Source organism: Pseudomonas sp. AS2.8, assembly GCF_014190935.1.
In the GTDB taxonomy this organism is placed as follows: Bacteria; Pseudomonadota; Gammaproteobacteria; order Pseudomonadales; family Pseudomonadaceae; genus Chryseomonas.
In genome coordinates this window covers 654090-673011 of record NZ_JACHVV010000002.1, presented here as the reverse complement: position 1 = coordinate 673011, position 18922 = coordinate 654090, and the positions used below count along the sequence as shown (strand labels likewise).

The 18922-nt window shown below is 63.0% G+C and carries 16 protein-coding genes; 13 read left to right on the top strand and 3 right to left on the bottom strand.

Annotation, left to right across the window (positions count from 1 at the left end; genetic code table 11):
• Position 1: 1 nt before the first annotated feature.
• Positions 2 to 631: a LysE family translocator gene (locus FHR73_RS10100; RefSeq protein WP_183630857.1), complete on the bottom strand. Its 630-nt coding sequence runs from the start codon at positions 629 to 631 to the stop codon at positions 2 to 4.
• A gap of 49 nt (positions 632 to 680) precedes the next feature.
• Positions 681 to 1499 (bottom strand): pyruvate, water dikinase regulatory protein, encoded by an 819-nt coding sequence (locus FHR73_RS10095; protein WP_007159264.1) that lies wholly within the window; start codon positions 1497 to 1499, stop codon positions 681 to 683.
• Positions 1500 to 1625: 126 nt separating this feature from the next.
• On the opposite strand from FHR73_RS10095, the gene ppsA reads away from it, so the two are divergent.
• From ppsA to FHR73_RS10065, 6 genes are all read left to right on the top strand, one after another.
• Positions 1626 to 3995, top strand: coding sequence for a phosphoenolpyruvate synthase (gene ppsA / locus FHR73_RS10090; RefSeq protein WP_183630856.1), 2370 nt, complete (start codon positions 1626 to 1628; stop codon positions 3993 to 3995).
• Between the two features lie 154 nt (positions 3996 to 4149).
• On the top strand, positions 4150 to 5151 hold the full coding sequence (locus tag FHR73_RS10085) for a zinc transporter ZntB (protein ID WP_183630855.1): 1002 nt from the start codon (positions 4150 to 4152) through the stop codon (positions 5149 to 5151).
• Between the two features lie 48 nt (positions 5152 to 5199).
• Positions 5200 to 5463 carry a CrfX protein gene (locus FHR73_RS10080; RefSeq protein ID WP_183630854.1) on the top strand — a complete coding sequence of 88 codons (264 nt, stop codon included), beginning with the start codon at positions 5200 to 5202 and terminating at the stop codon, positions 5461 to 5463.
• Entirely contained in the window at positions 5464 to 6288 is an 825-nt protein-coding gene (locus tag FHR73_RS10075) for a mechanosensitive ion channel family protein (protein ID WP_183630852.1), read from the top strand.
• Between the two features lie 55 nt (positions 6289 to 6343).
• The gene (sigX, locus tag FHR73_RS10070; RefSeq protein ID WP_007159259.1) at positions 6344 to 6928 is read left to right on the top strand and encodes an RNA polymerase sigma factor SigX; all 585 of its coding nucleotides are present in this window, start codon (positions 6344 to 6346) and stop codon (positions 6926 to 6928) included.
• A gap of 100 nt (positions 6929 to 7028) precedes the next feature.
• The gene (locus FHR73_RS10065) at positions 7029 to 8084 is read left to right on the top strand and encodes an OmpA family protein (protein ID WP_183630850.1); all 1056 of its coding nucleotides are present in this window, start codon (positions 7029 to 7031) and stop codon (positions 8082 to 8084) included.
• A gap of 135 nt (positions 8085 to 8219) precedes the next feature.
• Here FHR73_RS10065 and gltA read toward each other — a convergent pair whose 3' ends face one another.
• On the bottom strand, positions 8220 to 9500 hold the full coding sequence (gltA, locus tag FHR73_RS10060) for a citrate synthase (protein WP_183630848.1): 1281 nt from the start codon (positions 9498 to 9500) through the stop codon (positions 8220 to 8222).
• A 347-nt stretch (positions 9501 to 9847) separates the two neighbouring features.
• Here gltA and sdhC point away from each other — a divergent pair, with 347 nt between their 5' ends.
• The 7 genes from sdhC to lpdA all read left to right on the top strand — a co-directional run bounded on the left by sdhC (position 9848) and on the right by lpdA (position 18882).
• Positions 9848 to 10234 carry a succinate dehydrogenase, cytochrome b556 subunit gene (sdhC, locus tag FHR73_RS10055; protein WP_026083585.1) on the top strand — a complete coding sequence of 129 codons (387 nt, stop codon included), beginning with the start codon at positions 9848 to 9850 and terminating at the stop codon, positions 10232 to 10234.
• Positions 10228 to 10596 carry a succinate dehydrogenase, hydrophobic membrane anchor protein gene (gene sdhD, locus FHR73_RS10050; RefSeq protein WP_133859676.1) on the top strand — a complete coding sequence of 123 codons (369 nt, stop codon included), beginning with the start codon at positions 10228 to 10230 and terminating at the stop codon, positions 10594 to 10596. Before sdhC ends, sdhD begins: the two co-directional genes overlap by 7 nt.
• A gap of 3 nt (positions 10597 to 10599) precedes the next feature.
• Positions 10600 to 12372: a succinate dehydrogenase flavoprotein subunit gene (gene sdhA, locus FHR73_RS10045; protein WP_133859675.1), complete on the top strand. Its 1773-nt coding sequence runs from the start codon at positions 10600 to 10602 to the stop codon at positions 12370 to 12372.
• An 11-nt stretch (positions 12373 to 12383) separates the two neighbouring features.
• Positions 12384 to 13088, top strand: coding sequence for a succinate dehydrogenase iron-sulfur subunit (locus FHR73_RS10040; RefSeq protein WP_007159253.1), 705 nt, complete (start codon positions 12384 to 12386; stop codon positions 13086 to 13088).
• Between the two features lie 185 nt (positions 13089 to 13273).
• The gene (locus FHR73_RS10035) at positions 13274 to 16105 is read left to right on the top strand and encodes a 2-oxoglutarate dehydrogenase E1 component (RefSeq protein WP_183630846.1); all 2832 of its coding nucleotides are present in this window, start codon (positions 13274 to 13276) and stop codon (positions 16103 to 16105) included.
• Between the two features lie 42 nt (positions 16106 to 16147).
• On the top strand, positions 16148 to 17365 hold the full coding sequence (gene odhB / locus FHR73_RS10030; protein ID WP_183630844.1) for a 2-oxoglutarate dehydrogenase complex dihydrolipoyllysine-residue succinyltransferase: 1218 nt from the start codon (positions 16148 to 16150) through the stop codon (positions 17363 to 17365).
• A gap of 80 nt (positions 17366 to 17445) precedes the next feature.
• On the top strand, positions 17446 to 18882 hold the full coding sequence (lpdA, locus tag FHR73_RS10025; RefSeq protein WP_133859672.1) for a dihydrolipoyl dehydrogenase: 1437 nt from the start codon (positions 17446 to 17448) through the stop codon (positions 18880 to 18882).
• Positions 18883 to 18922 lie beyond the last annotated feature (40 nt).

Here is an 18922-nt window from a genome sequence, read left to right as displayed (position 1 = left end):
ATCAGCGGTGGGCGGTCAGCAACAGACCGCCGGCGCCGGCAAAGAAGGCCCCGGTAGCCTGGTTGAGGCGGCGCACGCCACGGGGGCCGCGGATGAAGCGGCGGATCTGCCGGCCGAACAGGCCGTAGATGAAGGCCGCGACCATTTCCGCGAACAGATGGGTGCCACCCAGGTAGACGAACTGCTGGGTCGTCGGCTGAGTGGGGTCGATGAACTGCGGAAAGACCGCGGCGAACAGCAGGATCGCCTTGGGATTGCTGATGCCGATGAGAAATTCCTGCAGCATCAGCCGGTGCAGCGCCCGCGGTTGCGCCGTGCCGCTCTCGGTCAGGTCCAGGCCGTCGAAGGCCCGGCTGCGCCAGCTCTTCACGCCAAGGTAGAGCAGGTAGAGCGCGCCTATCCACTTGATGACGGTGAAGGCCGTCTCCGAAGCCAGCAGCATGGCGCCCAGGCCCACCGCCGAGATCACTAGGAAGATCACGAAGGCCACATCGCGCCCCAGGGCCGCCAGTCCCGCCGTCACCGCGCCATGGCGGATGCCATTGCCGAGCGAGCAGAAGTTGTTGGGGCCGGGGGTCAGGGCGATGAGCAGGGCGACCGGAAAGAACAGCAGGGCATCGACGAGGTTCATGGCGGTCGCCTGGCGCGCCGCGCGGGCGCCGAAGAAGAGGGGTGGTGGGCTATTTAAACCGTCTTTCCACGCCTTTCTCCACCAGAATCTTCGCCGAGATTTCTTCCACGGAAAAATGCGTGGTGTTGATGAAGGAGATGTTCTCGCGGCGGAACAGACTCTCCACCTCGCGCAGTTCGAATTCGCACTGGGCGAAGCTCGCATAGCGGCTGTTGGGCCGGCGCTCGTGGCGGATCGCCGCCAGGCGCTCGGCATCGATGGTCAGGCCGAACAGCTTGTCCTTGTAGGTCTTCAGCGAGGCGGGCAGCTGCAGGCGCTCCATGTCCTCTTCGGTCAGCGGATAGTTCGCCGCGCGGATGCCGTATTGCAGCGCCATATAGAGGCAGGTCGGCGTCTTGCCGCAGCGCGAGACCCCCACCAGGATCAGATCGGCCTGCGCATAGTGGGTCGTGCGGGCGCCGTCGTCGTTTTCGAGTGCGAAATTGACGGCCTCGATCCGCTCCATGTAGTGACTATTGTGCATGATCGAATGTGACTTCCCTACCGAATACGAAGATTCGGCGGAAAGTTCCCTTTCGAGTGGGGATAAAAACGTGGAGAAGATGTCGATCATGAACCCGTTCGACTGGTCCAGAATGGCCCGGATGTCACGGTTGACGATGGTATCGAAGATGATGGGTCGCGCACCGTCCTGGACGGCGGCGGCATTGATCTGCTGTACCATCGCCCTGGCCTTGTCCAGCGTATCCACGTAGGGGCGGGTGACCTTTCTGAAGGTGATGTCCCCGAACTGGGCCAGGAGGCTCTGACCGAGGGTTTCGGCCGTGATGCCGGTACCGTCGGAAATGAAAAAGGCGGTTCGTTGCATGGAGGGACGTCCTGGTGGCGTACGGGGCAGGGATCGCTGCACTGTAACCTACCGCCGTCCACTGTCCATGGGGCGAGCGCCGAGGCGTACTGCTTTCCCACAAAGACACAAGATGGAGAGAAGACCTTGGACGAGTATGTAATTTCACTGGAGCAGCTTGGCGTGCACGACGTCGAGCGCGTGGGCGGCAAGAACGCATCTCTCGGCGAGATGATCGCCAACCTGGCCAACGCGGGCGTGTCCGTGCCGGGCGGGTTCGCCACCACGGCCCAGGCCTATCGCGACTTCCTTGAACAGAGTGGGCTGAACGAGCGTATCCATGCGGCCCTCGACGCCCTGGATGTCGACGACGTCGTCGCCCTGGCCAAGACCGGCGCCCAGATCCGCCAGTGGGTCATGGACGCCCCTTTCCCCGAGCGCCTGGACGCCGAGATTCGCCGGGCCTTCGCCGAGATCTCGGCCGGCAACCCCAATCTCGCCGTGGCCGTACGCTCCTCGGCGACCGCCGAAGACCTGCCGGATGCCTCCTTTGCCGGCCAGCAGGAAACCTTCCTCAACATCCGCGGCGTCGACAACGTCATTCGCGCGGCCAAGGAAGTCTTCGCCTCCCTCTTCAATGACCGCGCCATCGCCTACCGCGTCCACCAGGGCTTCGATCACAAGCTGGTCGCCCTGTCCGCCGGCGTGCAGCGCATGGTGCGTTCGGAAACCGGCGCTGCCGGCGTGCTTTTCACCCTGGATACCGAATCCGGTTTCCGCGATGCGGTCTTCGTCACCGCCGCCTACGGTCTCGGCGAGACCGTGGTGCAGGGCGCGGTGAACCCGGACGAATTCTATGTCCACAAGCCGACCCTGGAAGCCGGTCGTCCGGCCATCCTCAGGCGCAACCTGGGCAGCAAGGCGATCAAGATGGTCTATGGCGAAGAAGCCAAGGCCGGTCGCTCCGTCCGCACCGTCGATGTCGAGCCGGCGGATCGCGCGCGTTTCTCCATCACCGACGCCGAGGTCACCGAACTGTCCAAGCAGGCGCTGATCATCGAGCGCCACTACGGTCGCCCGATGGACATCGAATGGGCCAAGGACGGCGACGACGGCAAGCTCTACATCGTCCAGGCACGCCCCGAAACGGTGAAGAGCCGGGCCAGTGCCACCGTCATGGAGCGCTATCTGCTCAAGGACAAGGGCCAGGTGCTGGTGGAAGGCCGTTCGATCGGTCAGCGCATCGGCGCCGGCAAGGTCAAGATCATCCGCGACGTCAGCGAGATGGACCGCGTCCAGCCCGGCGATGTGCTGGTCTCGGACATGACCGATCCCGACTGGGAGCCGGTGATGAAGCGCGCCAGCGCCATCGTCACCAACCGTGGCGGTCGTACCTGCCACGCCGCCATCATCGCCCGTGAGCTGGGTATCCCGGCGGTGGTCGGCTGCGGCAATGCCACCAGCCTGCTCAAGGACGGCCAGACCGTCACCGTCTCCTGCGCCGAGGGCGATACCGGCCTGATCTACGAAGGCGAGCTGGACTTCGACATCCGCAAGAGCTCGGTGGATGCCATGCCCGAGTTGCCGTTCAAGATCATGATGAACGTCGGCAACCCCGATCGCGCCTTCGATTTCGCCCAGCTGCCCAATGCCGGCGTGGGTCTGGCGCGCCTCGAATTCATCATCAATCGCATGATCGGCGTGCACCCCAAGGCGCTGCTGAACTACGACAGCCTGCCCTTCGAGGTGAAGGAGAGCGTCGACAAGCGCATCGCCGGTTATTCGGATCCGGTCGGCTTCTATGTCGAGAAGCTGGTGGAAGGGGTCTCCACCCTGGCCGCCGCCTTCTGGCCGAAAAAGGTCATCGTGCGCCTGTCGGACTTCAAGTCCAACGAGTACGCCAACCTCATCGGCGGCAAGCTCTACGAACCCGAGGAAGAGAACCCCATGCTGGGCTTCCGCGGCGCCTCCCGCTACATCAGCGAGAACTTCCGCGACTGCTTCGAGCTGGAATGTCGCGCCATGAAGAAGGTGCGCGAAGAGATGGGCCTGACCAACGTCGAGCTCATGGTGCCCTTCGTGCGCACCCTGGACGAGGCGGCGCGGGTGGTCGAGCTGCTCGGCGAGAACGGCCTCAAGCGCGGCGAGAACGACCTGCGCGTGATCATGATGTGCGAGCTGCCCTCCAACGCCCTGCTGGCGGACGAATTCCTCGAGCACTTCGACGGCTTCTCCATCGGCTCCAACGACCTGACCCAGCTCACCCTGGGCCTGGATCGCGACTCCGGCATCATCGCCCACCTGTTCGACGAGCGTAATCCGGCGGTCAAGAAACTGCTGGCCAATGCCATCGCCGCCTGCAATCGGGCCGGCAAGTACATCGGCATCTGCGGTCAGGGTCCCTCGGATCACCCGGATCTGGCCAAGTGGCTGATGGAGCAGGGCATTGAGAGCGTCTCGCTCAACCCCGACTCCGTGCTCGACACCTGGTTCTTCCTGGCTGAAGGCAACGCCTGACCCCGGGGATCACCCCGCCTGGCAAAGGCGGGGTGATCCTTTGCAGGATTAATCCCCTCATTTCCCCACGAAGGTGGCGTCTGCGCCCTGTCCAGGGCCACCTTCGCCGGATCGCCTGACCGGAAGCGGTCGCGATCCCTGCAAGAGATCCCAGATGCAGCAGTACGACAGCGATGTGGAACAGGGCCTCATCTACGGCTATCTCCTCGATGGCCGCGGCGGCGGAAGACGCCTGAGTCGCCGAGAGCTGGCCGAGGCCGAACCGGGCCCCGGCGAGGTGCTCTGGCTGCACTGGGATCGTAGTGTCCCCGAAGCCCAGGCCTGGCTCCGGCAATCCAGCGGCCTGAGCGAATTCGCCTGCGACCTGCTGCTGGAAGAGGCGACCCGCCCGCGCCTGGTCAATCAGCCCGACGACAGCCTGCTGCTGTTCCTGCGCGGGGTGAATCTCAATCCCGGCGCCGTGCCCGAGGACATGGTGTCGCTGCGGGTGTTCGTCGACAAACGCCGGGTGATCTCCCTGCGCATGAGACCCATGAAGGCCGCCGCCGAGGTCCAGGAAGACCTGGAGGCGGGCATCGGCGCCCAGAGCGCCGAAGAACTGGTGCTCTACCTCGCGAGCTACATGACCAGCCGCGTCGATGACCTGGTGCGCGACCTGTCCGATCAGCTCGATGGCCTCGAAGAGCAGGTCGACCAGGACGAGAACAGCCTGCCCGACCATGCCCAGGTGCTCACGCTCAGGCGCCGCGCGACCGGGCTGCGCCGCTATCTGGCCCCGCAGCGCGACATCTATGGCGATCTGGCCCGTGGCAAGCCCGCCTGGTTCGTCGAGGCGGCCAGCCAGGGGTACTGGAGCGAATTGCACAACAGCCTGGTGCGCAACCTGGAAGAGCTCGAGGTGATGCGCGAGCGGGTGGCGCTGCTGCAGGACGCCGAACAGCGGGCGACCACGGAAAAGACCAATCGCACTCTCTATCTGCTGGCCATCATCACCGGCTTCTTCCTGCCCATCAGCTTCATCACCGGCTTGCTCGGGATGAACATGGGCGGCCTGCCGGGTTCGTCGTCTCCCTTCGGCTTCGTGGCCGCCTGCCTGCTGATCGCGGCGGTGTCGATCTTCCAGGTCTGGCTGTTTCGCCGACTGCGCTGGCTGTGACCCGCCTCCACCTCGCTGCGTCAAGAGGAAACGACCAGCGAGGTGCTTATGCACGATCCTTTCGAAGCGTCCCTCAAGGCGCTCCTCAATACCCCGGCCGACGCTCAGGACGAGGAGGGCGATGACCAGGCGCGCTTGCACCGGGTGCTCAAGACCGCCAACCGTCAGGTGGGCGCGGGTGCGCTGTTCGATCTGATCGGGCGGCACTGGGTATCGGTGCTGCTGCTGGCGCTGGGCAACGGTACCCCTCATCTGAAGCCGCGCTCACGTCGCACCCGGCGTAGCGAATCTTCCCCGGAGATCCTGAAGTAGATGGAATTCGATATCTGGACCCAGAGTCTGCTGTCCGCCATGACCACCCTGTGGAGCAAGGTGGCCGGTTTCATTCCCAACGTCTTCGGCGCCCTGGTGGTGATCCTCGCCGGCTTCGCCGTCGCCAAGATTCTCGACACCGTGCTGTCGAAGGTACTCGCCAAACTCGGCCTGGATCGCATCCTTGCCGGTGCCGGTGTGACCAAGCAGCTGGCCAAGATCGGCATCCGCATCCCGGTCACCACCCTCATCGGCCGGATCGTCTACTGGTTCGTGCTGCTGGTGTTCCTGGTGTCGGCCGCCGAATCCCTGGGTCTGCAGCGCGTGTCCTCCACCCTGGACGTCATGGCGCTCTATGTACCCAAGATCTTTGGTGCTGCCCTGGTGCTCATCGTTGGCGTGCTACTGGCGCAACTGGTCAGTGGCCTGGTCCATGGCGCCGCCGAAGGTGTCGGCCTGGACTACGCCGCGGGGCTGGGGCGCCTGGCCCAAGGGCTGGTCATCATCATTTCGATCTCGGTCGCGGTAGGTCAGCTGGAGATCAAGACCGAGCTGCTGAACCTGGTCATCGCCATCGTGCTCACCGCCTTTGCCCTGGCCGCGGCCCTGGCCCTGGGGCTGGGCAGCCGGGGCCTGGTGTCGCAGATTCTGGCCGGCATCTATGTGCGCGAACTCTACGAAGTCGGCCAGTGGGTGACCCTGGCGGATGTCGAAGGCGAGATCGAGGAAATCGGCACCGCCAAGACCCTCATCATGACCGAAGAAGGCGATATCGTTTCGGTTCCGAACCGTCTATTGCTGGAGGCTCCGGTGCGCAGCCGCTGACAGGCGCCGCGGAGATGGCTATCATGCCCGCCACTTTTTGGTAGCCTACTCCGTCTTGAACAAGCCTGCCCCTCATGCCTACGACCCGACTACGCTCAGTGATGAAGAGCTGGTCCAGCGCGCGCATGGTGAACTCTTCCACGTGACGCGAGCCTACGAAGAACTGATGCGCCGTTATCAGCGCACCCTGTTCAACGTCTGCGCCCGCTACCTGGGGAACGACCGGGATGCAGACGATGTCTGCCAGGAGATCATGCTGAAGGTGCTTTACGGTTTGAAGAATTTCGAGGGGAAATCGAAATTCAAGACCTGGCTGTACAGCATCACCTACAACGAGTGCATCACTCAGTACCGCAAGGAACGCCGCAAGCGGCGGCTGGTGGAGGCATTAAGTCTCGATCCGATGGAGGAAGCCTCCGAGGAACGGGCGCCGAAGCTGGAAGAGAAGGGAGGGATGGATCGCTGGCTGGTCCATGTGGGTCAGGTCGATCGGGAGATCCTGGTGCTGCGCTTCGTCGCAGAGCTGGAGTTCCAAGAGATCGCCGACATCATGCACATGGGCCTCAGCGCCACCAAGATGCGGTACAAGCGGGCACTCGACAAACTGCGTGACAAGTTCGCAGCTGAAGTTGAGGGCTGACCGGATGTGTCAGCCGTAAGTTTTTGAACTTCACGAAAACTTGTTGTCGAAGCCTCCGGAGATTGCCGGAATTAGTACCACTAAAATGGGGATACAAAGGATGAAACTGAAGAGCACCTTGGGCGTCGTTATCGGCTCCCTGCTGGCAAGCGCCTCGCTGAGCGCCCTGGCACAAGGTCAAGGCGCCGTCGAGACCGAGCTGTTCGGCAGCCGTCTGTTCACCGACAGCCAGCGCAACATGACCAACGCTGACCTGTACGGCGGTTCCGTTGGCTACTTCCTGACCGACGACGTTGAGCTGGCGTTGTCCTACGGTGAGTACCACAACGCCCGTGGCGACCACGACTTGGGCCACAAGAACATCAAGGGCAGCCTGGCCGCTCTGGACGCCTACTACCACTTCGGTCAGCCCGGCGTCGGCCTGCGTCCGTACGTGTCCGGTGGCTTCGCTCACCAGTCCATCAGCAACCGCGACATCAACGAAGGTGGTCGTGACCGTTCCACCTACGCCAACCTGGGTGCCGGCCTGAAGTACTACTTCACCGAGAACCTGTATGCCCGTACCGGCGTGCAAGCCAACTACAACATCGACTACGGCGACACCGAGTGGAGCGCTGCTGTAGGTGTGGGTCTGAACTTCGGTGGTTCCACCAAGAAAGAAGTCGCTCCGGCTCCGGCTCCGGCCCCCGTTGCTGACGTCTGCACCGATTCCGACAACGACGGCGTCTGCGACAACGTCGACAAGTGCCCGAACACCCCGGCCAACGTCACCGTTGACGCTACCGGCTGCCCGGCTGCCGCCGAAACCGTTCGCGTCGAGCTGGACGTGAAGTTCGATTTCGACAAGGCCGTGGTCAAGCCCAACAGCTACGCCGACATCAAGAACCTGGCTGATTTCATGCAGCAGTACCCGCAGACCTCGACCACCGTTGAAGGCCACACCGACTCCGTCGGCACCGACGCCTACAACCAGAAGCTGTCCGAGCGTCGTGCCAACGCCGTGCGTAACGTCCTGGTCAACCAGTACGGCGTGCAGGGCAGCCGCGTGAACGCTGTTGGTTACGGCGAATCCCGCCCGGTTGCTGACAACGCCACCGAAGCCGGTCGCGCTGTTAACCGTCGCGTAGAAGCCGAAGTCGAAGCTCAGGCCAAGTAAGCTGCCTGATCCAGACTCGAAAAAGCCCGCCTAGTGCGGGCTTTTTCATGCCTGGCGTTTCTTGCACCCGACTCCGGCCAGGTGCTACAGGCATAAAAAAACCCCGCCGAAGCGGGGTTCTTCCTAACGGATCGATCAGCCGCGATCGTCCGGGATGTCGCGTTGGGCGACGCCGGTATACAGCTGACGCGGCCGGCCGATCTTGTAGGGGCCGGACAGCATTTCCTGCCAGTGCGAGATCCAGCCGACGGTCCGCGCCATGGCGAAGATCACGGTGAACATGCTGGTCGGGATGCCGATCGCCTTGAGGATGATGCCGGAGTAGAAGTCCACGTTCGGATAGAGGTTGCGCTCGACGAAGTAGGGGTCCTTGCGGGCCAGTTCTTCGAGGCGCATGGCCAGTTCCAGCTGCGGATCGTTGATGCCGAGCTCGGCCAGGACTTCGTCGCAGGTCTGCTTCATCACCGTGGCGCGCGGATCGAAGTTCTTGTAGACGCGATGGCCGAAGCCCATCAGCTTGAACGGATCGTTCTTGTCCTTGGCCTTGGCCACGAACTTGTCGATGTTGGCCACATCGCCGATCTCGTCCAGCATCTTCAGCACCGCTTCGTTGGCGCCACCGTGCGCCGGGCCCCAGAGGGCGGCGATACCGGCAGCGATACAGGCGAAGGGGTTGGCGCCCGAGGAACCGGCCAGGCGGACGGTGGAGGTGGAGGCGTTCTGCTCATGGTCGGCATGCAGGATGAAGATGCGATCCATGGCGCGGGCCAGCACCGGGCTGATCGGTTTTTCCTCGCACGGGGTGTTGAACATCATGTGCAGGAAGTTTTCCGCGTATCCCAGGTTGTTGCGGGGATACATCATCGGCTGACCCATGGAGTACTTGTGCACCATCGCTGCCAGGGTCGGCATCTTGGCGATCAGGCGCATCGCCGAAATCTCGCGGTGCTGCGGATCGGTGATGTCCAGGGAGTCGTGGTAGAAGGCCGACAGCGCGCCGACCACACCGCACATGATGGCCATGGGGTGCGCATCGCGACGGAAGCCGTTGAAGAAGTTCTTCAGTTGCTCGTGAACCATGGTGTGGTTCTTGATGGTGTCGACGAATTGCGCCTTTTCTTGCGCGTTCGGCAATTCACCCTTGAGCAGCAGGTAACAGGTCTCGAGATAGTCGGATTTCTCCGCCAATTGCTCGATCGGGTAGCCGCGGTGCAGCAGGATGCCCTTGTCACCATCGATATAGGTGATCTTGGACTCGCACGAGGCAGTGGACATGAAGCCCGGGTCAAAGGTGAACACACCAGTGGAGGTGAGGTTGCGAACATCGATCACGTCCGGGCCAAGGGTGCCGGACATAACGGGCAGGTCAACCGGATCCGCTCCCGAGATGATCAACTGCGCTTTCTTGTCAGCCATTAGGCCTCCTTATTTTGCTTTGAAATCATCAATAAACCCTCCACTCAGGGCCTCGCCCACTATAGAGGGATAAATTTGAAAGTCAATTTACGAAAATATCACCCTAGAGGCGCTTTATGGGCAGATTGTGCGGCGAAAAGACATTAACACGCAGGCTTCTGAATATCAGCTGGCGACGTCGGAATCGGGCATCCGCGTTTGTCATGAGTAGGCTAACTGTCTATAATTCCCGCCCGACCGTACCGGGTCGGCGAGCTGATGCCGAGCGGTCGAGACGCCTCCAACAGGAAGCGTGTAGCAGATGTGGAATCTCCTATAACTAGCCCGACCGCAATTGGGCCCTCAGTGTGAAAGAAGCCGTGAATAGCAAACGACCTGTAAACCTAGATCTCAGGACCATCAAACTACCTATCACAGCTTATACCTCGATTCTTCACCGTATCTCCGGCGTCATCCTGTTCCTCGGCATTGCAGTCATGCTTTATGGCCTGCACCTGTCGCTGGGCAGTCCGGAAGGCTTCGGCCAAGTGAAAGCTTTTCTGGCCTATCCGCTGGTCAAGCTCGTGATCTGGGGTCTGCTGTCTGCATTGCTCTACCACCTGGTCGCCGGCATTCGGCACCTGATCATGGATGGTGGCGCCGGCGAAACCCTGCAGGGCGGCAAGCTGGGTGCGCAGCTCGTGCTGGTCATTTCCGCAGTTCTGATCATTCTGGCAGGGGTTTGGGTATGGTAACCAACGTCACCAATCTTTCGCGTTCCGGTCTCTACGACTGGATGGCTCAACGGGTCTCGGCAGTCGTCCTTGCGGTCTACTTCCTCTTTATCATCGGCTACCTGATCCTTCATCCAGGGCTCACCTTCGAGCAATGGCACGGCCTGTTCTCCCACACCCTGATGCGCATCTTCAGCCTGCTGGCGCTGGTGTCCGTCTGCGTTCATGCCTGGGTTGGTATGTGGACCATCTCCACCGACTACCTGACCACCATGGCTATCGGCAAGGGTGCTACCGCCGTGCGTTTCCTCTTCCAGGCGGTATGCGGGTTCGCGATGTTCGCGTTCTTCGTCTGGGGCGTGCAGATCTTCTGGGGTGTTTGATCTATGTCCACAATTCGTCATATTTCGTTTGATGCCATCATCGTAGGTGGCGGCGGCGCCGGTATGCGCGCAGCGCTGCAACTGGCCCAGTCCGGTCACAAGACCGCGGTGATCACCAAGGTCTTCCCGACCCGTTCCCACACCGTGTCCGCCCAGGGCGGCATCACCTGCGCCATCGCCTCGGCCGACCCGAACGATGACTGGCGCTGGCACATGTACGACACCGTCAAGGGGTCGGACTACATCGGTGACCAGGACGCCATCGAGTACATGTGCTCCGTAGGCCCGGAAGCGGTCTTCGAGCTCGAGCACATGGGTCTGCCGTTCTCCCGCACCGAGCAGGGCCGCATCTATCAGCGTCCCTTCGGCGGCCAGTCCAAGGACTACGGCAAGGGCGGCCAGGCCGCGCGGACCTGCGCCGCGGCCGACCGTACCGGTCACGCCCTGCTGCACACCCTCTATCAGGGCAACCTGAAGAACAACACCGTGTTCCTCAACGAGTGGTACGCCGTGGATCTGGTGAAGAACCAGGACGGCGTCATCGTCGGGGTCATCGCCATCTGCATCGAGACCGGCGAGACCGTCTACGTCAAGGCCAAGGCCACCGTGCTGGCCACCGGCGGTGCGGGCCGTATCTATGCCTCCACCACCAACGCCCTGATCAACACCGGTGACGGCGTCGGCATGGCGCTGCGCGCCGGCGTGCCCGTGCAGGACATCGAGATGTGGCAGTTCCACCCCACCGGCATCGCCGGTGCCGGGGTACTGGTCACCGAGGGTTGCCGCGGTGAGGGTGGCTACCTGATCAACAAGCACGGCGAGCGCTTCATGGAGCGCTATGCGCCCAACGCCAAGGACCTGGCCGGTCGCGACGTGGTCGCCCGTTCCATGGTCAAGGAAGTGCTGGCCGGCAACGGTTGCGGTCCGGATGGCGATCACGTGCTGCTGAAGCTGGACCACCTGGGTGAAGACGTGCTGCACAGCCGTCTGCCCGGCATCTGCGAACTGTCCAAGACCTTCGCCCACGTCGACCCGGTCGTCGCGCCGGTGCCCGTGATCCCGACCTGCCACTATATGATGGGCGGCATCGCCACCAACATTCATGGTCAGGCCATCACTCAGGATGCCAACGGCAACGACAGGATCATCGAAGGCCTGTTCGCCGTGGGCGAAGTGGCCTGCGTGTCCGTGCACGGCGCCAACCGTCTGGGTGGCAACTCGCTGCTGGACCTGGTGGTCTTCGGTCGTGCCGCCGGTCTGCACCTGGAGAAGGCGCTTAAGGACGGCATCGAGCACCGCGGTGCGTCGGAGAGCGACCTGGAAGCCTCGCTGCAGCGCCTGTCCGGCGTCAACGAGCGGACCACTGGCGACGACGTCGCCACGCTGCGCAAGCAACTGCAGACCTGCATGCAGAACTACTTCGGGGTGTTCCGCACCGGCGAGTACATGCAGAAGGGCATCGCCGAGCTGGCCGATCTGCGCGAGCGCATCGCCAAGGTCAAGATCAACGACAAGAGCCAGGGCTTCAACACCGCCCGTATCGAGGCGCTCGAGTTGCAGAACCTGCTGGAAGTGGCCGAAGCGACCGCCATCGCCGCCGAGAACCGCAAGGAGTCCCGTGGTGCTCACGCCCGCGAAGACTTCGAAGAGCGTGACGACGAGAACTGGCTGTGCCACACCCTCTATTTCCCCGGTGAAAAGCGGGTCAGTAAGCGTGGAGTCAACTTCGCGCCCAAGACCGTACCGATGTTCGAACCCAAGGTTCGGACTTACTAAAGGTGACCACCATGTTGAAAGTCAGCGTTTATCGTTACAACCCGGATCAGGACGGCCTGCCGTCCATGCAGGAGTTCCAGGTCGATACCGGTGGGAAGGACCTCATGGTGCTGGACGTCCTGGCTCTGATCAAAGAGCAGGATGAAGGCTTCTCCTACCGTCGTTCCTGCCGCGAAGGCGTGTGCGGCTCCGACGGCATGAACATCAACGGCAAGAACGGCCTGGCGTGCATCACGCCGCTGTCGGCCGTGGTCAAGAACGACAAGCTGGTCGTGCGTCCGCTGCCCGGCCTGCCGGTCATTCGTGACCTGGTCGTCGACATGAGCATCTTCTACAAGCAGTACGAGAAGGTGAAGCCGTTCCTGCAGAACGAGACCCCGGCCCCGGCCATCGAGCGCCTGCAGAGCCCGGAAGATCGCGAGAAGATCGACGGTCTGTACGAGTGCATCCTGTGTGCCTGCTGCTCGACGTCCTGCCCGTCCTTCTGGTGGAACCCCGACAAGTTCCTCGGTCCCGCTGCACTGCTGCAGGCCTATCGCTTCCTGGCCGACAGCCGTGACACCAAGACCCAGGAGCGTCTGGCGGCCATGGACGATCCGTTCAGCGTGTTCCGCTGCCGTTCGATCATGAACTGCGTGGCGGTCTGTCCCAAGGGGCTGAACCCGACCAAGGCCATCGGCCATGTGCGGGCGATGCTGCTGCAGAGCGGTACCTGATCCACGTCCCGCCCGGCCTGTTGTGCCGGGCGGGTTCGTTAGCGACCTTGATAGCTTGATTCAACCAATGTCCATTCAGGGATACCCGGAACAGCATCCGGGCATTGGCGCAGCCGCAGTGAGGCCAGGTCTCGCGTCGAGACAGGTCATCGGCTGATGCTATCTCTGCCGAAGGGGTGAACTAGATGCACGAAAGTCAGATGCAGCAACTGTGGGACAGCGCTCACCTGTCCGGCAGTAACGCTGCCTATGTGGAAGAGCTCTATGAGCTGTTTCTGCACGATGCCAACGCTGTGCCGGAAGAGTGGCGCACCTACTTCCAGAAGCTGCCTGCGGTCACTGGCAATTCGCCGGACGTCGCGCATTCCGCGATCCGCGACCATTTCGTGCTGTTGGGCAAGAACCAGCGGCGAGCTCAACCGGTCTCGGCCGGTACCGTCAGTTCCGAACACGAGAAGAAGCAGGTCGAAGTCCTGCGTCTGATCCAGGCGTTCCGCCTGCAGGGCCATCAGGCTGCCCAACTCGACCCCCTGGGTCTGTGGAAGCGTCAGCCGCCTGCCGATCTGCTGCTCAACCACTATGGGTTGACCGACGCCGATCTGGATACCACCTTCCGCACCGGTGAATTGTTCATCGGCAAAGAGGAGGCAACTCTCCGCGAAATCAGGGATGCGCTGCAAGAGACATATTGCCGCACGGTCGGTGCAGAGTTCATGCACATCGTCGATTCCGAAGAGCGCCGCTGGTTCCTGCAGCGCCTGGAAAGCGTCCGTGGCCGCCCGCAGTATTCGCCGGAAGTCCGCACCCATCTGCTGGAGCGTCTGACCGCCGCCGAGGGCCTGGAAAAGTACCTGGGCACCAAGTACCCGGGCACCAAGCGATTCGGTCTGGAAGGGGGCGAGAGCCTGATCCCGCTGATCGACGAGATCATCCAGCGTTCCGGCTCCTATGGCGTCAAGGAGCTGGTGATCGGCATGGCCCACCGTGGCCGCCTCAACGTGCTGGTCAACACCCTGGGCAAGAACCCGCGCGACCTGTTCGACGAGTTCGAAGGCAAGAAGCTGGTCGAGCTGGGCTCCGGTGACGTCAAGTATCACCAGGGCTTCTCCTCCAACGTCATGACCCAGGGCGGCGAAGTCCACCTGGCGCTGGCGTTCAACCCTTCGCACCTGGAGATCGTCTCTCCGGTGGTGGAAGGCTCGGTGCGTGCCCGCCAGGATCGCCGCGGCGATCGTTCCGGCGACAAGGTCGTGCCCGTGGCCATCCACGGCGACGCCGCCTTCGCGGGCCAGGGCGTGGTCATGGAAACCTTCCAGATGTCGCAGACCCGCGCCTACAAGACCGGCGGTACCCTGCACCTGGTCATCAACAACCAGGTCGGTTTCACCACCAACCGCCAGGAAGACGCGCGCTCCACCGAGTACGCCACCGACGTCGCCAAGATGATCCAGGCGCCGATCTTCCACGTGAACGGCGACGATCCCGAGGCGGTGCTGTTCGTCACCCAGCTGGCGGTCGACTACCGCATGCAGTTCAAGCGTGACATCGTCATCGACCTGGTGTGCTACCGCCGTCGCGGCCACAACGAGGCCGACGAGCCGAGCGGCACCCAGCCGCTGATGTACCAGCAGATCGCCAAGCAGCGCACTACCCGCGATCTCTACGCCGACGCCCTGACCCAGGCCGGCGTCGTCACCGCCGAGCAGGTCCAGGCGCAGTTCGAAGCCTATCGCGGCGCCCTCGACGAGGGCCGTCACGTGGTGGCCAGCCTGGTCAAGGAACCCAATCGCGACCTGTTCGTCGACTGGAAACCCTACCTCGGCCATGCCTGGACCGCGCGTCACGACACCGGCTTCGACCTCAAGACCCTGCAGGACCTGGCCAACAAGCTGCTGGAGATCCCGGAAGGCGTCGTGGTCCAGCGTCAGGTCGGCAAGATCCTCGAGGATCGGCAGAAGATGACCGCCGGCGGCCTGCCGCTGAACTGGGGCTTCGCCGAGACCATGGCCTACGCCACCCTGCTGCACGAAGGCCATCCGATCCGCATCACCGGTCAGGACGTCGGTCGTGGCACCTTCTCGCACCGTCACGCGGTGCTGCACAACCAGAAGGACGCCGTGCCCTACGTGCCCCTGCAGCACCTGGCCGAAGATCAGCCGTCGTTCGAGATCTACGACTCCTTCCTTTCCGAGGAAGCGGTGCTGGGCTTCGAATACGGCTATGCCACCACCACGCCCAATGCGCTGGTGGTCTGGGAAGCCCAGTTCGGTGACTTCGCCAACGGTGCCCAGGTCGTCATCGACCAGTTCATCACCAGCGGCGAGATCAAGTGGGGTCGTCTCTGCGGTCTGACCATGCTGCTGCCCCATGGCTACGAAGGCCAGGGTCCGGAGCACTCCTCGGCCCGTCTGGAGCGTTACCTGCAGCTGTGCGCCGAGCAGAACATCCAGGTCTGCGTCCCGACCACCCCGGCGCAGATCTATCATCTGCTGCGTCGCCAGGTTATCCGCCCGCTGCGCAAGCCGCTGGTGGTGCTCACGCCCAAGTCGCTGCTGCGCCACAAGCTGGCCATCTCGACCCTGGAAGACCTGGCCCATGGTTCGTTCCAGACCGTGATCAACGAGCTGGATCAGCTCGATGCCCAGCAGGTGAAGCGCCTGGTCCTGTGCAGCGGCAAGGTCTACTACGACCTGCTGGAAAAGCGCCGCAGCGAGAATCGCCAGGACATCGCCATCGTGCGTCTGGAGCAGCTCTATCCGTTCCCGGAAGACGATCTGGCCGAGGTGCTGGCGGGTTATCCGAACCTCGAGCGCGTGGTCTGGTGCCAGGAAGAGCCGATGAACCAGGGCGCCTGGTACTGCAGCCAGCATCACATGCGCCGCGCCGTGTCCGGGTACAAGCAGGGCCTGGGTCTGGAATACGCCGGTCGCGATGCGTCCGCCGCACCGGCCTGTGGCTATGCCTCCATGCACGCCGAGCAGCAGGAAAAACTGCTGCAAGATGCTTTCTCCGTTTGATTCGCCACGCGACTACTAGAGATCACTAAGGAAATTCATAGAATGGCTATCGAGATCAAAGCCCCTACCTTCCCGGAATCGGTCGCTGACGGCACCGTCGCCACCTGGCACAAGAAGCCCGGCGAAGCAGTCAAGCGTGACGAACTGCTGGTCGACATCGAGACCGACAAGGTCGTGCTGGAAGTCGTGGCACCCGTGGATGGCGTCCTGGCCGAAGTCCTGAAGAACGAAGGCGATACCGTGCTGAGCGAAGAAGTCATCGCTCGCGTGGAAGAGGGCGCTGCCGCCGCCGCGCCGGCTGCCCAGCCGGCCGCTGCCAGCGCTCCGGCCGCCGCCCCGGCCGCCGGTGGTGACGAGGATCCGATCCTGGCTCCCGCTGCGCGCAAGATCGCCGAAGAGAACGGCATCGATCCGGCTACCCTGGTCGGTACCGGCAAGGGCGGCCGCATCACCAAGGAAGACGCCGTCGCCGCCGTCGAGGCCAAGAAGTCCGGCGCCGCCGCTCCGGCTGCCAAGCCCGCTGCCGCTGCCGCTCCGGTGGTGACCGCCGCTGGCGACCGTACCGAGAAGCGCGTGCCCATGACCCGCCTGCGGGCCAAGGTCGCCGAGCGCCTGGTGGAAGCCCAGTCCAGCATGGCCATGCTGACGACCTTCAACGAGGTCAACATGAAGCCGATCATGGACCTGCGCTCCAAGTACAAGGACATGTTCGAGAAGAAGCACAACGGCGTGCGCCTGGGCTTCATGTCCTTCTTCGTCAAGGCTGCCACCGAGGCGCTCAAGCGTCAGCCGGGCGTCAATGCCTCCATCGACGGCAACGACATCGTCTACCACGGTTATCAGGACATCGGCGTGGCCGTGTCCAGCGACCGCGGCCTGGTGGTGCCGGTGCTGCGCAACGCCGAGTTCATGAGCCTGGCGGAAGTGGAAGGCACCATCGCCGACTTCGGCAAGAAGGCCAAGGCCGGCAAGCTGACCATGGAAGACATGCAGGGCGGTACCTTCACCATCTCCAACGGTGGTGTCTTCGGTTCGCTGCTGTCCACCCCCATCGTCAACCCGCCGCAGACCGCGATCCTGGGCATGCACAAGATCCAGGAACGTCCCATGGCGGTGAACGGCCAGGTGGTGATCCTGCCGATGATGTATCTTGCGCTGTCCTACGACCATCGCCTGATCGATGGCAAGGAAGCCGTGACCTTCCTGGTCACCATGAAGGACCTGCTGGAAGACCCGGCTCGTCTGCTGCTGGACATCTGATCCGGCTCTCGCGGTGCGGGGCAGGGGCCACGCACCGCTTCAAGTTTTCCTGCCTGAAGCTGCTCCAAGGGGATTAGTGTATGAGCGACAAATTCGACGTAGTGGTGATCGGCGCCGGCCCTGGCGGCTACGTGGCCGCTATCCGCGCCGCGCAGCTCGGTCTGAAGACGGCCTGTGTCGAGCGCTACAAGGGCAAGGAAGGCAAGGTCGCCCTGGGCGGCACCTGCCTGAACGTGGGTTGCATTCCCTCTAAGGCGCTGCTGGACAGCTCCTACAAGTACCACGAGGCCCACGAGGGCTTTAAGGTCCACGGCATCGACGCGCCGAACGTCACCATCGACGTGCCCACTATGATCGGCCGCAAGGACCAGATCGTGAAGAACCTCACCGGCGGCGTGGCCACCCTGTTCAAGGCGAACGGCGTGACCCTGCTGGAAGGCAACGGCAAGCTGCTGTCCGGCAAGAAGGTCGAAGTCACCGGTCTGGACGGCAACGTCCAGGTGGTCGAGGCCGAGAACGTCATCCTGGCGTCCGGCTCGCGTCCCATCGACATCCCGCCGGCTCCGGTGGACCAGAAGGTCATCGTCGATTCCACCGGCGCCCTGGAATTCCAGAGCGTGCCCAAGCGTCTGGGCGTGATCGGTGCCGGCGTCATCGGCCTGGAACTGGGTTCGGTCTGGGCTCGCCTGGGTGCCGAAGTCACCGTGCTGGAGGCCCTGGACAAGTTCCTGGTCGCCGCCGACGAGCAGGTGTCCAAGGAAGCCTACAAGATCCTCTCCAAGCAGGGTCTGAACATCCGCATGGGGGCTCGCGTAACCGGCTCCCAGGTCAACGGCGAAGAAGTCACCGTCAACTACACCGAAGCCGGTGAAGAAAAGCAGATCACCTTCGATCGCCTGATCGTCGCCGTGGGCCGTCGTCCGGTCACCACCGACCTGCTGGCATCCGACAGCGGCGTGGAAAGCGACGAGCGTGGCTACATCTATGTCGACGACCATTGCGCTACCAGCGTACCGGGCGTGTTCGCCATCGGTGACTGCGTGCGCGGTCTGATGCTGGCCCACAAGGCCTCGGAAGAGGGCGTGATGGTTGCCGAGCGCATCGCCGGTCACAAGGCCCAGATGAACTATGATCTGGTCCCCTCGGTGATCTACACCCACCCGGAAATCGCGTGGGTCGGCAAGACCGAGCAGGCCCTGAAGGCCGAAGGCGTCGAAGTCAACGTCGGCACCTTCCCCTTCGCGGTCAGCGGTCGTGCCCTGGCGGCCAACGACACCGCCGGCTTCGTCAAGGTCGTGGCCGATGCCAAGACCGATCGCGTCCTGGGCGTCCATGTGGTCGGCCCGAGCGCGGCGGAGCTGGTGCAGCAAGGCGCCATCGCCATGGAATTCGGCTCCAGTGCCGAAGACCTGGGCATGATGGTGTTCTCGCACCCGACGCTGTCCGAGGCGCTGCACGAAGCGGCCCTGGCGGTGAACGGTCATGCGATCCACGCAGTGAATCGCAAGAAGCGGTAAGAGATTTACGGAACCACGGGGTCGCCGACCGCCGTGGAGC

What these genes read in the sequence shown, in the direction of transcription:
- FHR73_RS10065 (WP_183630850.1), top strand. Translation starts at nt 7,029, where the DNA reads ATGAAACTGAAGAGCACCTTGGGCGTCGTTATCGGCTCCCTGCTGGCA.
- FHR73_RS10040 (WP_007159253.1), top strand. Translation starts at nt 12,384, where the DNA reads ATGTTGAAAGTCAGCGTTTATCGTTACAACCCGGATCAGGACGGCCTG.
- FHR73_RS10075 (WP_183630852.1), top strand. Translation starts at nt 5,464, where the DNA reads ATGGAATTCGATATCTGGACCCAGAGTCTGCTGTCCGCCATGACCACC.
- odhB (WP_183630844.1), top strand. Translation starts at nt 16,148, where the DNA reads ATGGCTATCGAGATCAAAGCCCCTACCTTCCCGGAATCGGTCGCTGAC.
- FHR73_RS10035 (WP_183630846.1), top strand. Translation starts at nt 13,274, where the DNA reads ATGCACGAAAGTCAGATGCAGCAACTGTGGGACAGCGCTCACCTGTCC.
- gltA (WP_183630848.1), bottom strand. Translation starts at nt 9,500, where the DNA reads ATGGCTGACAAGAAAGCGCAGTTGATCATCTCGGGAGCGGATCCGGTT.
- sdhA (WP_133859675.1), top strand. Translation starts at nt 10,600, where the DNA reads ATGTCCACAATTCGTCATATTTCGTTTGATGCCATCATCGTAGGTGGC.
- FHR73_RS10095 (WP_007159264.1), bottom strand. Translation starts at nt 1,499, where the DNA reads ATGCAACGAACCGCCTTTTTCATTTCCGACGGTACCGGCATCACGGCC.
- FHR73_RS10085 (WP_183630855.1), top strand. Translation starts at nt 4,150, where the DNA reads ATGCAGCAGTACGACAGCGATGTGGAACAGGGCCTCATCTACGGCTAT.
- lpdA (WP_133859672.1), top strand. Translation starts at nt 17,446, where the DNA reads ATGAGCGACAAATTCGACGTAGTGGTGATCGGCGCCGGCCCTGGCGGC.
- sdhD (WP_133859676.1), top strand. Translation starts at nt 10,228, where the DNA reads ATGGTAACCAACGTCACCAATCTTTCGCGTTCCGGTCTCTACGACTGG.
- FHR73_RS10100 (WP_183630857.1), bottom strand. Translation starts at nt 631, where the DNA reads ATGAACCTCGTCGATGCCCTGCTGTTCTTTCCGGTCGCCCTGCTCATC.
- FHR73_RS10080 (WP_183630854.1), top strand. Translation starts at nt 5,200, where the DNA reads ATGCACGATCCTTTCGAAGCGTCCCTCAAGGCGCTCCTCAATACCCCG.